Source organism: Agrobacterium tumefaciens (genome assembly GCF_009649785.1).
GTDB lineage: Bacteria > Pseudomonadota > Alphaproteobacteria > Rhizobiales > Rhizobiaceae > Agrobacterium > Agrobacterium tumefaciens.
The window spans coordinates 265,669-278,577 of the sequence record NZ_WJOK01000003.1; the positions used below are offsets into that span (position 1 = coordinate 265,669).

10 protein-coding genes are annotated in these 12,909 nt (G+C 60.6%); 8 read left to right on the top strand and 2 right to left on the bottom strand.

Annotated features, from left to right (window positions below):
* Window positions 1-101: 101 nt before the first annotated feature.
* Complete coding sequence (locus tag GH784_RS04995; RefSeq protein ID WP_013761485.1) at window positions 102-2,096, top strand: putative bifunctional diguanylate cyclase/phosphodiesterase; 1,995 nt, start codon at window positions 102-104, stop codon at window positions 2,094-2,096.
* A 45-nt stretch (window positions 2,097-2,141) separates the two neighbouring features.
* Here GH784_RS04995 and GH784_RS05000 read toward each other — a convergent pair whose 3' ends face one another.
* Window positions 2,142-3,218, bottom strand: a complete 1,077-nt coding sequence (locus GH784_RS05000) for an Ldh family oxidoreductase (protein ID WP_038493899.1) — start codon at window positions 3,216-3,218, stop codon at window positions 2,142-2,144.
* Between the two features lie 91 nt (window positions 3,219-3,309).
* A complete protein-coding gene (locus GH784_RS05005; RefSeq protein WP_111828845.1) occupies window positions 3,310-6,018 on the bottom strand; it encodes a DNA translocase FtsK in 2,709 nt (902 codons plus the stop codon).
* Window positions 6,019-6,393: 375 nt separating this feature from the next.
* Here GH784_RS05005 and GH784_RS05010 point away from each other — a divergent pair, with 375 nt between their 5' ends.
* From GH784_RS05010 to GH784_RS05040, 7 genes are all read left to right on the top strand, one after another.
* Window positions 6,394-8,004: an ABC transporter substrate-binding protein gene (locus GH784_RS05010; RefSeq protein WP_111828844.1), complete on the top strand. Its 1,611-nt coding sequence runs from the start codon at window positions 6,394-6,396 to the stop codon at window positions 8,002-8,004.
* A gap of 9 nt (window positions 8,005-8,013) precedes the next feature.
* Window positions 8,014-9,003 carry an ABC transporter permease gene (locus GH784_RS05015; protein WP_111828843.1) on the top strand — a complete coding sequence of 330 codons (990 nt, stop codon included), beginning with the start codon at window positions 8,014-8,016 and terminating at the stop codon, window positions 9,001-9,003.
* Window positions 9,000-9,830: an ABC transporter permease gene (locus GH784_RS05020; RefSeq protein WP_153793220.1), complete on the top strand. Its 831-nt coding sequence runs from the start codon at window positions 9,000-9,002 to the stop codon at window positions 9,828-9,830. The genes GH784_RS05015 and GH784_RS05020 overlap by 4 nt, the downstream gene beginning before the upstream one ends.
* Complete coding sequence (locus tag GH784_RS05025; RefSeq protein ID WP_153793221.1) at window positions 9,827-10,630, top strand: ATP-binding cassette domain-containing protein; 804 nt, start codon at window positions 9,827-9,829, stop codon at window positions 10,628-10,630. Before GH784_RS05020 ends, GH784_RS05025 begins: the two co-directional genes overlap by 4 nt.
* Entirely contained in the window at window positions 10,627-11,412 is a 786-nt protein-coding gene (locus GH784_RS05030) for an ABC transporter ATP-binding protein (protein WP_153793222.1), read from the top strand. The genes GH784_RS05025 and GH784_RS05030 overlap by 4 nt, the downstream gene beginning before the upstream one ends.
* Window positions 11,413-11,415: 3 nt before the next feature.
* On the top strand, window positions 11,416-12,534 hold the full coding sequence (locus tag GH784_RS05035; protein WP_153793223.1) for a pyridoxal-phosphate-dependent aminotransferase family protein: 1,119 nt from the start codon (window positions 11,416-11,418) through the stop codon (window positions 12,532-12,534).
* Window positions 12,535-12,692: 158 nt separating this feature from the next.
* On the top strand, window positions 12,693-12,887 hold the full coding sequence (locus tag GH784_RS05040; RefSeq protein WP_013761494.1) for a hypothetical protein: 195 nt from the start codon (window positions 12,693-12,695) through the stop codon (window positions 12,885-12,887).
* Window positions 12,888-12,909 lie beyond the last annotated feature (22 nt).

Below are 12,909 nucleotides of genomic sequence, written 5' to 3' on the forward strand. Positions count from 1 at the left end.
TGGAGAGAAATCGGCAGGAAATCGCGCTTAGCGTGAAAGTACACGCAAAGGTCGAATAAGCAGTTACTTGATAAAGTATACGCAACACTATGGGAAAGTGCATGAAGCACACGTTAGGCGAGGTGAGTGGACAGCAAGAATATCGGCGGCCGGACGCCCGGTTTTCTGATGAACTTCTTGCCCTTTACCAGCAGGAAGGTGAGCGTAGCCGCCGGGGTTCGATCAGGCGGGGCCTGTGGACGGCTGTTTTCATCTATCTGCTATTTGCCATTACCGACATCATTCTGGTGCCCGACGTCGCCTTTTACACCATAATCGCAAGAGTTATCGTCGTCCTGACGTCCCTGCTGACGCTCGAAATTCAATTGCGCATGGGCGCGAGCACCGCCGCACTTGACCTCACCTGCGCCACTGCGCTCGTCATGGGCTATATTGGCTGGCTTGTGCCCTCGCTCTTGACCGACAATCTCGAAAACATGTCCTATTACATGGTTTTCGGGGCGATCTTCATGATGGGCGCCAATCTGTTTTTCACCTTCCGCTTCCATCTTTCGCTCGTGTCATCGGGCATCATTCTTGTCACCTACTTTCTGGCGGCGACGCAGTTTCCCGAAGATGCGTTCTACAAGCTCGCTTTCGGCACCTTCTATATCTCCTGCTTCGTCTTCACCTCTTACGTGAACTGGAACCTGAACCGGGAACGCTACCACGTCTTTCTCAACGCACTGGAAGCCAAGGCCCAGCAGAAAGCGGCGGACGAGCGCGGGCAGGCGCTGTTGCGGCTTTCAAATACCGATTCCCTGACAGGCCTGCAGAACCGCCGCGCCATCGACCAGCATCTGCGCCTGTTGTGGGACAATTGGAGCAAGAAGGGGGAAGGTTTCGCCGTCTTTCTGATCGACGTGGATTTCTTCAAGAAATACAATGATCGCTACGGCCACCAGGAAGGCGACAAGTGCCTCGTGACGGTGGGCAACGCCCTGCAGGACGCGATTATCGACCATGGCGCCTCCATCGGCCGTTATGGCGGTGAGGAGTTCATAGTACTCGCTCCGTTCAAGTCCAGACAGCAGGTGGGTGAGCTTGCCGAAACCATCCGCCACACCGTCGAAGACCTGTCGCTTTCGCACGATCAGCGTCGGGACGGAACCTTCATAGTCACCGTCAGCATTGGCGCGTCTTTCACCCGTCCCAATCCGGATGGCAAGCTCGAAAAGATCATCAACGAGGCGGACCGGGCGCTTTATATCGCCAAGGCCAATGGCCGCAATTGCATGAAGCTGTTCGATCCGGACGATCCGCAGACCAGCGACGAAACCGAAAATATCGCCGCACTTCTGAAAATCGCTGTCGCGGAAAACCTCGTTTCTCTCGTTTATCAGCCGATCCTCAACATATCGACCAACGAGACGGCGGGAGCCGAAGCGTTGATGCGGCTTCGCCTGCTCGACGGTGGCTCCGTTTCGCCCGGCACCTTTATCCCGATTGCCGAACGCACCGGCACGATAATGGAGCTCGGTCTCTGGACCATAAAGACCGCCTGCCGGCAGATACTGGCCGATGACAAGGTATCGGTGGTCAGCGTCAACGTATCGCCGATGCAGCTGAAGAACCCTGGTTTTGCCACTTCGGTCGCAGCGATCCTCGTTGAGGCTGGGATTGCCGGCGGCAGGCTGGCCTTCGAGATCACCGAGGGTCTGGATATGGAGATGCATTCGGATGTATTACGCTGTCTGAACGATCTGAAGACGCTCGGCATCAATATATGGCTGGATGATTTCGGAACCGGATTTGCGGGCCTTTCCTGGCTGCGGATGACGGATTTCGATACCGTAAAGATTGACCGCTCCTTCCTGCATGACAGCAAGACACCCCGCGGCCGGGCGATGTTGCAGGACATGATCCGTCTCATCCGCAATCGCGGCCACAAGATCCTGATCGAAGGCGTGGAGACGGAAGAGCAACTGAGGCTCGTGCGCCAGCTAGAGATCGATTATGCGCAGGGTTATTATATCGGACGCCCGGTCGTCGCCGAAAGGCTGAACGTGGCGACTACCCCCTACCCGCAGCCCAAAATGCTACAGCGCCCCGCCTGACGATGCGATGGCGGCGGCAAGCCACCGTCACCGACAGGCCCCGTCTTAGTGATATGCGGGCGGAATGATCGAGAATTTTGCTGCAAGTTCCGAAAACGCAGCACGCGTGACGGGATCGACAGGTGCGCCCTCCCTCTCCCGCTTTGCCGCTACCGCCCATTCACGATCGCCCGGCGCCATGACCTTGCAGTCCTCCCGCGCTGGCGATCCCCGCAGTACCTCGAGATAGCGTTTCATGCCCTCGTCGAACACTTCGCGTTCAAGGAAGGCTTCCGGCTTCAACGCCAGGACGAAGGCCCCAAGCCCGCGCGGCTTGGAAAAATCAGGCCCCGACATTGGGGCGATATCGAAACTGAGCTTCATGCCGCTGAGAACGGCGCTAAAGATTTCCACCATTCCCGCAAGCGCCGCTCCCTTGAAACCGAAGGCACCGCCCAGCGGAGCCAGCATTTCAACGGCATTGGGGTTCTGCGTGTCGATACCGTCGCCATCAGACGCAACTCCTTCCGGCAATTGCTGTTCCAGGCTGCGGTAAAGCAGAACCCGGTTATAGGGCACGGCGCTGGTGGCCATGTCCAGAAGCCAGGGCATGTCATCGGCTGCCGGCACGCCGACTGCAATGGGGTTGGTTCCGTGGAAACGCATCGCGCCGTCATGCAGGCGCACGAAACTGTCGGAGTTGCAAAAGGCAATGCCGATATACCCCTGCCGCGCCGCCTCCAGCACGTAAGCGCCAGCGGGGCCGAAATGCGAGGAATTCCTGATCGCAACGGCGCCGATGCCGAATTTCCCAGCAAGCGCCATGGCGCTGTCCATGGCCGCATAGGTAGCGCGGGCGCCATGGGCATGGTCGGCATCGATCGTCTCCACTGCGCCGAAGCCGGACACGCGGCTGATCTGCGGCCGCGGATTGAGACGCCCGCCTTCAAGTCCTGCGACGTAGTGAGCAAGAAGCCGAACGCCGTGGCTGTCTACGCCCAGCCGTGTGCCATGCATCATGGCGCGGGTCGCCGCATCGGCGGTTTCATCATCGGTGCCGACAGCCAGGAAAACGGAACGGCAAAACCGCTCCAGTTCATCCAGCCTTGCGAGGACGGTGACATTTTCATTGCTGTGCGACATCAGGGGAACCTCCCGATTCCAGAATCCATGCCGCACAAGCTAGTCACGGGGCGCGTTTTTGCAATCGAATATCGCGCCCCGAATGGATCAATCAGTCGTCGCCGCCAATCGCCTCGTAGGTGTCGCGCTCACCGGCGATGATGGCGCGCTTGCCGACATGGTTGGCGGGACCGACAATGCCTTCCTGCTCCATACGCTCGACCAGGGAGGCGGCACGATTGTATCCGATCGACAGGCGGCGCTGGATATAGGAGGTGGAGCATTTCTTGTCGCGCATCACCACCTTAACGGCCTTTTCATAGAGATCGTCGCTATCGTCGTCGCCCATCGATGTCTTGTCGAAGACCGCCGTTTCCTCTTCCGCCTCGTCGTCAGCCTCGTCGGCGTCTTCCGTAACGGTGCCGAGATATTCAGGCCGACCTTGGGTCTTCAGATGCGCCACGACCTTTTCCACTTCCTCGTCCGACACGAACGGACCGTGGACACGGGAGATGCGGCCGCCACCCATCATGTGCAGCATGTCGCCCTGGCCGAGCAGATGTTCGGCACCCTGTTCGCCAAGGATGGTGCGGCTGTCGATCTTCGAGGTCACCTGGAAGGAAATGCGGGTGGGGAAGTTGGCCTTGATCGTGCCGGTGATGACATCGACCGAGGGGCGTTGGGTGGCCATGATGAGATGGATACCGGCAGCGCGCGCCATCTGCGCAAGACGCTGGATCGCGCCTTCGATCTCCTTGCCTGCGACCATCATCAGGTCGGCCATCTCGTCGACGATGACGACGATATAGGGCATGGCGGTGAGGTCCATTTCCTCCTGCTCGTAGACAGCTTCGCCGGTTGCGCGGTCGAAGCCGGTCTGCACGTTGCAGAACACCGTCTCCCCTTTGGCGCGGGCGGCAGCGGCCCTTGCGTTGTAACCGTCGATATTGCGCACACCGAGACGCGACATCTTGCGATAGCGGTCTTCCATTTCGCGCACGGCCCATTTCAGTGCCATGACCGCCTTCTTCGGATCAGTGACGACAGGGGTCAGAAGATGCGGAATGCCGTCATAAACCGAAAGCTCAAGCATCTTGGGATCGACCATGATCAGCCGGCATTCCTCCGGCTTCAACCGGTAGAGCAGCGACAGGATCATGGTGTTGATGGCGACCGACTTGCCCGAACCGGTGGTACCGGCAACGAGCAGATGCGGCATCTTCGCCAGTTCGGCGATGACAGGTTCGCCGCCAATGGTCTTGCCAAGGCAAAGGGCCAGCTTCTGGCGGGTCTCGCTGTAATCGGTCGCTTCGATAAGCTCGCGCAGATAGACCGTCTCGCGCACCGGATTGGGAAGCTCGATACCGATGACATTGCGGCCGGGCACGACGGCGACACGCGCCGAGAGTGCCGACATCGAGCGGGCGATATCGTCCGACAGGCCGATAACGCGCGAGGACTTCACGCCGGGGGCGGGCTCGAATTCGTAAAGCGTCACAACTGGGCCGGGGCGCACATCGATGATCTCGCCCTTGATGCCGAAATCCTCCAGCACGCTTTCCAGCAGGCCGGCGCTTTGCTCGAGCGCCTCTGGCGTCATGGTCGTGGTCTGCTGGACGCGGGCCTGCTGCAGAAGATCGATGGAGGGGTATTCATATTCGCCGTCTGCAAAGACCGGCGCTTCCCGGAACATCGGCTGCGAGGCCTGGATGGGCGCGCGGGGCGTGAAACGCGGCTCGGCAACGATTCTTTCGGCCAGCTGAACCTGCTCAACAGGCCTCTGCGGCTCAGCAACTGCGACCGTCTCCACGACCGGCTGCGAAGCGATCTCTTGTTCAACGACCTGAGTTGGGGCTGCAATTGCAGGATGATGCACGCCGATTTCGCGGTAAAGCCTGATCGCTGAACCACCCGGAATCCTGATGACCGGCGGTACGGCCGAAAGCCGGATTGCCGGTGCGACCGGAGATGCGGATGCCAGCGTCGGGGCAATCGCAGGCGCTGTCAGCAACGGGTTTGCGAGAACGGTGCGCGCAGATGCGGGAAGGCCTTCGCCGGCGTCATCCGGCAGATCGAGCGTCATCACTTCCCAGAAAAGCTCATCCGGCAGATGGGCGGCAAAGGCGGGAATGGATGCCTGCGGCGTTGCAACCTGTTCGGCAGATGCGACCGACGCGGCGGGCAGCGGCTGAACAGGTGAATCGGTTCCCGGTACCGGCGCTTCGAAGACGGCGGCTGCATCAACCGGCTGAGGCGGCATCAGCGCTGCTGCAGCGGCTTCTTCCGCCTGTTTGCGCGCAAGCTCCAGTCGCAATTTGTAGGTCAGCGCCCTTGCGCCCCGCGCATCCGGCGGCTGCGGCAAAAACGGCATGCGTGGCGGTTGAATGCGCGGCTCCGGCGACTTTACCACCGTCGCAAGTGCAGGCTCCTGTACAGTAGCCTCCGGCTGCACGACCATCTCAGGCTCGGCAGTTTCAGACAGGATGTCGGCGGGTGCCTCCTCTTCCGCAAGATGCGGCGTCTCGACCGGCATGCGCCGGCTAAAGGCGCTCTCCGGCGTGCGGGTGAAACGCACATTCGGGCCAAGCACGAAAGCATTCTGCCAGCCCGGCATTTCAGCGCGGCCTTCGATGGCGTCGGCAGCACTGACATCGGCATTCGGCCGGGGCACAACACCCGCCTTCATTGCCGCGGCCTGCTCCTGACCGGCAACGGCCTTGCCGCCGGCATGACGAGCCTTATCGCTCCCCTCCCCTACGCTATTGGACGAATTCTGGAATCTGGATCGGGAGAAGCTCATGGCAGCGTGCACACTCATCATAAACGTACATATTTCGGTCTCCCTGAAATAGAAAATAAAGGTTAATTACCCCTTTCCAAACCGGGTCACGCAGGCAGAATTTCGCTTGAGGCACAGGTGAGACGTGACATGCACCAGCAAGGAATCGGCACTCCAAGCCTCTATATTTATTGCGTTAAATCAGTTTTTCATCGCCGTTTTACGGCAACGGGCGCGGCTTAAGAAAAGGGGAGTGGTGCCTTGAAGCATATTGTTTCCGCAAGCGGTCGCGCAACGTAAAATCATTGCTGTAAAGCCCGTGAATTAACGTGGACACTGCTGCGGTTGCAGTCTTAAGATCGGGCAGGCCGCGGCCCAGCGGAAAGGCCCGCCCGCCCTCATTCCGGAGTGAACCTCATGTCGCCTGTCCACCTGTCCCGCCGCTCGCTTCTCAAGACCTCGCTCCTTCTTGCCGCAACCACCGGACTTGCGGGCATTGCCGCCGCGCAGCAGTCAAAGCCCGGTGGGCGGTTGATCGTTGCGGCCGATTCGGAGCCGAAGAACCTCAATCCGGCCATCGTTGCCTCCAACGGCGTGTTCTATATCTCGAGCAAGATCGTTGAGCCGCTGGCGGAAGCCTCCTTCAATGGCAGGGACGGGCTGGAACCAAGGCTTGCGACGGAATGGCATGGATCGGAGGACGGTTTGAGTGCCACGTTCAAGCTGCGCGAAGGCGTGACCTGGCATGACGGCAAACCCTTCACCTCCGCAGATGTGGCCTTTTCCGCACTTTCGGTTTGGAAGCCGCTGCAAAACCTTGGGCGGCTGGTCTTTGCCAATCTTGAAAAAGTGGATACGCCTGATGACCACACGGCCATTTTCCGCTTCTCCAAGCCGACACCCTTCCAGCTCATCCGCAACGCTTTGCCGGTTGTCACCAGCGTCGTGCCGAAACATCTTTATGAAGGCAGCGATATCGCCACCAATCCGGCCAATACGAAACCAGTCGGCACCGGACCTTTCGTTTTTGCGGAATATAAGCCCGGCGAATATTACCGCCTGACCCGCAATCCCAATTACTGGGGCACGAACCAGCCGCAACTAGATGAGATCATCTATCGCGTTCTGCCCGACCGGGCGGGCGCCGCTTCTGCGCTTGAAGCCGAAGAAATCCACCTCGCAGCCTTTTCCGCCGTGCCGCTTGCCGATCTTGCCCGCATCGCGAAGGAGCCGGGCATCAAGGTCATCCCGGAGGGTTACGAAGCCCTCACCTATCAGCTCGTCGTGGAAATCAACCACCGCCGCAAGGAGCTGGCCGACCTCAAGGTCAGGAAGGCGATCGCCCACGCCATCGACAAGAAATTCGTCATCGACAAGGTCTTCCTCGGTTACGCCACAGCATCGACCGGCCCCGTACCGAAAAATGCACCCCAGTTTTACACGGGAGACGTCGAGACATACGATTTCGACGTCGCCAAGGCGAACGCCCTGCTGGACGAGGCGGGTTATGCACGCGGAGCGAACGGAACGCGGTTTTCACTGAAGCTTCTGCCGGCGCCTTACTTCAATGAAACCAAGCAATTCGGTTCCTATCTTCGCCAGGCGCTACAGGAAATCGGCATCGATGCCGAGCTGGTCAACAATGATGCCGCCGCGCACCAGAAGGCCGTCTATACCGACCATGCCTTCGATCTCGCCATCGCGCCCCCGGTCTTCCGTGGCGATCCGGCGATCTCCACCACCATTCTCGTTCGCTCCGGTATTCCAGCCGGCGTCGGCTTCTCCAATCAGGGAGGCTATGAGAACAAGGCGCTCGATGCACTGATCGACAAGGCGGCGGAAACCGTGGATACGGCAGCCCGCACGGTACTCTACAAGGATTTCCAGAAGCAGGTCGCCGCCGATCTGCCGCTGATCAATGTCGCCGAATGGGGTTTCATCACGGTTGCGCGCGATACTGTCAAACACGTCGCGAGCAATCCACGCTGGGCCGTTTCCAACTGGGCGGATACGGTGGTCGGCACCTGAGGAAGCGCCGTGAGGCGCGCGGCGACATTGCTACGGCGAAGGGTGATCAGCGCCATTCCAGTGCTGCTGATCGTTCTGGTCTTTACCTTCGTGCTGCTTGAAAACGCATCCGGTGACGCGGTTGACGCCTATCTCGTCTCCATCGGCGGCGGCGACGCCGGACTGCGGGATGCCCTGCGCGAGCAATATGGTCTGAACGGTTCGGTGTTGGCCCGCTTCTGGCTTTACGCCAGCTCGGTGCTGCGACTTGATTTCGGCTGGTCGCTTGCGTTTGACCGACCGGTGCTGGGGCTGATCCTCGAACGGCTGCCGAACACGCTGCTCCTGATGGGCAGTGCCACCTCGCTTGCTTTCATCATCGGCACCGCGCTCGGCATCCTGGCAGGCGCCCGTCCCGGCGGGTTGACCGACCGGGTACTCTCGGCCCTGTCGCTGGCGCTTTACGCCACGCCGGGCTTTTGGCTCGGCCTTGTGCTCGCCATCGTCTTTGCCGTGCAACTGAGGTGGCTGCCAACATCCGGCATCGAAACCATCGCATCCGGAAAACAGGGATTTGTACGGGCGCTCGATATTGCCCGCCATCTTGTCCTGCCGGTCGCCAGTCTCGGGCTGATCTATCTGGCTCTTTTCCTGCGCGTCATGCGTACTGCCATGGCGGCGGTCTGGCCGCTGGATTTCGTGCTCTTCGCCAAGGCCAAGGGGCTTTCGAGACGGCGGATCGTGCTGCGCCATGTCGCACGCAACGCCGCTCTGCCCCTCGTCACCGTGCTTGGCCTGCAAGCGGCTACCATGCTCGGCGGCAGCGTGGTGATCGAGAGCGTTTTTGCGATTCCCGGTTTTGGCCGGCTTGCGCAGGAAGCCGTCAGCGGCCGCGACACACCGCTCTTGATGGGCATTATTCTGACAAGCGCCGTTTTCGTTATCCTGATCAATCTCGTCGTTGATATTCTCTATGCCGTGTTCGATCCGCGCATCGGCAGCGGGGAGCAACAGACATGAGTTTCACTCTCCGGCTCCTGCGCAGTTTCGAAGGTGCGGCAGGTGCCATCATCCTGACACTGCTAGCTGTGACGGCGGTCGCCGCTCCCCTCCTGTTTCCCGGTGACCCGCTGTCGATCGTCGGTGAGCCGCTCATCGCGCCCTTCTCCGACGCCGCCTCCCCCCTCGGCACCGACCGGTTGGGCCGCGATGTACTGGCGGGACTTGCCCACGGTGCGCAGGCATCCCTGCTCGTCGGCATCGGCGCTGCCGCTGCCGCCCTCATGATCGGCACCGTCGTCGGCACAATTGCCGGATTTGCCGGTGGCCTCGTAGATGAGGCGCTGATGCGTGTTACCGACGCCTTCCAGATCGTGCCGAATTTCCTTCTGGCGCTCGCCTTCGTCAGCACCATCGGCCCATCCATGCCCATCGTCATCCTTGCGATTGCGCTTGGCGCCTGGGCGGATCCAGCACGGCTGATGCGGGCGCAGGTGTTGAGTATCCGCGAGCGGGATTATGTGCAGTCCGCCCGCGCCATCGGCATGCATCCGCTGGAGATCGCGTTTCGGCAAATACTTCCCAATGCGCTGCCGCCGGTTCTGGCGCTCGCCGCCATCATCGTCGCCGCCGCTATCCTAACCGAGGCGGCATTGTCCTTCCTCGGCCTCGGCGATCCGAATATCGTCACCTGGGGTTCGATGATCGCGGAAGGACGCAACGTCCTGCGCTCGGCGGCGTTTCTCTCCGTCATCCCCGGCATCGGTCTTCTGGTCACGGTTCTCGGCGTCTATCTTCTCGCGGAGGGAATCAACAAAGCGATGGCGACGAGGAAAGAAACGCCATGAGCGGCAATGCACTCTGCAGGATCGACGATCTCAGCGTCCGCTATGCGGCCGGCGACGGACCGGCGCTGCGGGATATTTCGCTGACGATCCGGCAGGGACAAAGGCTGGCGATCATCGGCGAAAGCGGTTCGGGCAAATCGACGCTCGCCAAGGCAATTGCCGGGCTTCTGCCTGTGAGCGCACGGGTTTCCGGCGATATTTCCTGGAGCCGCGACAGCGGTCTTTTCACAGACAGGCCGCAGCCGGGTCGCGATATCGGCTATATTTTCCAGGATACCGGTGCGACGCTGAACCCGGTTCTCACCATCGGTGAACAGGTGGCGGAAGGCGCTGTCCGGCATCTTGGCCTTTCATGGAAGCAGGCACGAGATCTTGCCCGCGATCTTCTGGAACGGGTGCGGTTGCCGCATCCCACCCATCTCCTCGGCGCCTATCCGCACCAGCTTTCCGGCGGGCAAAGACAGCGTGTGGCGATTGCAGCCGCCATTGCCGCGCACCCCGCAATCCTGATCGCCGACGAGGCGACAAGCGCGCTCGACACGGTAAGCCAGGCCGCGATTGCCGCACTGCTGGATGGGCTGGTGCGTGAAGAAGAAAGAACGCTGGTCTTCATCACCCATGATATTGGTCTTGCTTCCGGCCTTGCCGACGAGATCGCCGTTCTGCATGCCGGACGGCTGGTGGAGCACGGCACCACCAGGCGGGTGTTATCCGCGCCTGCGCACGACTATACGCGCGCACTGCTCTCCGACTATCTCGACCTTTCGACACCGCCTCTGATCAATGAGGCCGCATCATGAACGAAGCCCTTCTGAGCGTAGAGAACCTCTCGAAAACCTACCGGACCGGCGCACGCACGGTGGAAGCACTGTCCGATATATCCTTTTCGCTTCAGCCCGGCGAGACGCTTGGGCTTGCCGGCCCCTCCGGCTGCGGAAAATCCACACTGGCACGCATCCTGATGCGGCTGATCCCGGCCGACGAAGGCACGGTCCGTTTTGAAACTCGCGACTGGCTGGCGCTTGATGGCGGCGAACTGCGCGCGGCGCGGCGGCATATGCAGATGGTGTTTCAGGATACGCATGGCGCGTTCAACCCGCGCGCCAGCGTCGAGGATGCCATAGGCGAACCGCTTCGTATTCATCGCATCGTCGAACGACGCGAACGCCCGGCAGAAATCCGCCGCCTTCTCGAGCGAGTCGGGCTGCCCGCCAGCTATGCTGACCGCTCGGTGTTCGAGCTTTCCGGCGGCCAGCGGCAGCGCGTGGCAATTGCCAGAGCCATCGCGCTCAAACCATCCCTTCTCATTCTGGACGAGGCCGTTTCAGCGCTCGATGTCTCCGTACGCAGGCAAATTCTCGAACTGCTGGTCGAAATACAGCGAGAGACGGCCGTCGCCTGTATTTTCGTTTCCCACGACCTCGCGGTCATCCGCGCCGTCTGCCACCGCGTCGCCATCATGGAGGCGGGTCGGATCGTCGAGATCGGCAGGACAGCAAACATCGTTTCCACGCCGCAATCCTCGACTGCCAGAACCCTGATCGAGGCTGCGCCGCGCCTGACCACCACCACGCAAGGATAAGACATGCCTGCCCCGGATTACGCATTGCTGCTCGACCCGCCCGCCTTTCCAGCAGACCGTTACGCCGCTCTCGCCGACCGGCTGGCGGCGCTGATGGGCTCGAATAACGATGTGCTTTTGGTACAGGCGGAAGCAGTGCTTGCGCTTGAAGCTGCGGCCACCAGCCTCGCGCGGCCTGGTCTGAGAGCGCTCAATATCGTCACTAGTCCCTATGGCGCGTGGTTTGGGGGCTGGCTGGAGCGTGGTGGCGCAACGGTTCGCAACCTGACCACCGCTCCGGCAAAGCCGATATCACTTCACGAGGTCGAGAGAGCGCTGGACGAAGGGCCAGGTTTTGATCTTCTCGCTATCGTGCACGCGGAATCCGCAAGCGGCATTCTCAACCCCCTGCCCGCCATTGCCGCGCTCGCCAAAGACAGAGGCATCGTCACGGTCGTCGATGCCGTCGCTTCCATCGGCGGCCATGCCTTCGAGGTTGACCAGCTCGGCATAGATATTGCGGTCATCGGCCCGCAAAAGGCGCTGGCAGGCCCGGCGGGCTTATCCGCCATCTCCGTCAGCGAAAGTGCCTGGAAACTTCTTTCACATGGCAATGCACCTGAGAACTCCATGCTTTCACTTCTCGACCAGAAGAAACTCTGGCTCGATACCGGCCGCGGCGCGCTCCCGGGAACACCTGCGCCGCTGGAATTCTATGCGCTGGAGGCGGCACTCGACCGGATAGAGGCAGAGGGTCTGGCATCCGCCAATGAACGCCACGAACGAGCGGCGACAGCCACTCGTAACGGCATCAAGGCCCTTGGCATGTCGACGTGGGTGGAGGAGACTGCCGCGTCTGCTCTGGTTTCGACAGCGATCTTGCCGGACACGGTGGATGCCGGCGCATTTCTGGCGGCTGCGTCCAGGGAGCAAGGTGCGGATGTCTCGGGCGGTGTCGGTCCCGGTGCGGAACGGCTGATAAGGCTCAATCACACCGGCCGGCGCGCCAATCCGGATTCGGTGCAAGCCAATATAACCGCTGTTTCAAGCGCCCTGAGAAGCCTCGGCCATGCCGCAGATACCGATTCCGCGCTGGAAGCGGCCGAAAAAAGCTATTCCGGCACCTCCTCGAAGGGTCTCTGACAGCGCCGATAAACGTTCGTTGCGCGAAATCGGGTGCTGGCGGAACGTCAGTCACGCCATTGTTGTTAAAAATGGTAGACAAATTCCTTGGCCAATCTTGACGAAATCATGGCAACGCGCGAAACTTAACGGACTGTTAACTCGCGTGAAGAAGGGAAATGGCCATGGTAGCAGGGTTCAACATGCTCTCCTTTGACCTCTTTGGCATCGGCCGAAGAACGCCCGCCATAAACGAGCGGGTCGAGAAGGATTTGCAGGACAGGACGCCACGCAGACCGGACGACCAGTCCAACGATGACGACCGTGATCAGGAATACGAACTGTTCTTCTGGTCGCTTTATCCTGTGATTTAATTTTTTAAGCGCAGGCTGACGG

Bases quoted from the DNA above. Each gene is read 5' to 3' on its own strand.
- GH784_RS04995 (WP_013761485.1), top strand. From the start codon at position 102: ATGAAGCACACGTTAGGCGAGGTGAGTGGACAGCAAGAATATCGGCGG.
- GH784_RS05000 (WP_038493899.1), bottom strand. From the start codon at position 3,218: ATGTCGCACAGCAATGAAAATGTCACCGTCCTCGCAAGGCTGGATGAA.
- GH784_RS05005 (WP_111828845.1), bottom strand. From the start codon at position 6,018: ATGATGAGTGTGCACGCTGCCATGAGCTTCTCCCGATCCAGATTCCAG.
- GH784_RS05010 (WP_111828844.1), top strand. From the start codon at position 6,394: ATGTCGCCTGTCCACCTGTCCCGCCGCTCGCTTCTCAAGACCTCGCTC.
- GH784_RS05020 (WP_153793220.1), top strand. From the start codon at position 9,000: ATGAGTTTCACTCTCCGGCTCCTGCGCAGTTTCGAAGGTGCGGCAGGT.
- GH784_RS05025 (WP_153793221.1), top strand. From the start codon at position 9,827: ATGAGCGGCAATGCACTCTGCAGGATCGACGATCTCAGCGTCCGCTAT.
- GH784_RS05030 (WP_153793222.1), top strand. From the start codon at position 10,627: ATGAACGAAGCCCTTCTGAGCGTAGAGAACCTCTCGAAAACCTACCGG.
- GH784_RS05035 (WP_153793223.1), top strand. From the start codon at position 11,416: ATGCCTGCCCCGGATTACGCATTGCTGCTCGACCCGCCCGCCTTTCCA.
- GH784_RS05040 (WP_013761494.1), top strand. From the start codon at position 12,693: ATGGCCATGGTAGCAGGGTTCAACATGCTCTCCTTTGACCTCTTTGGC.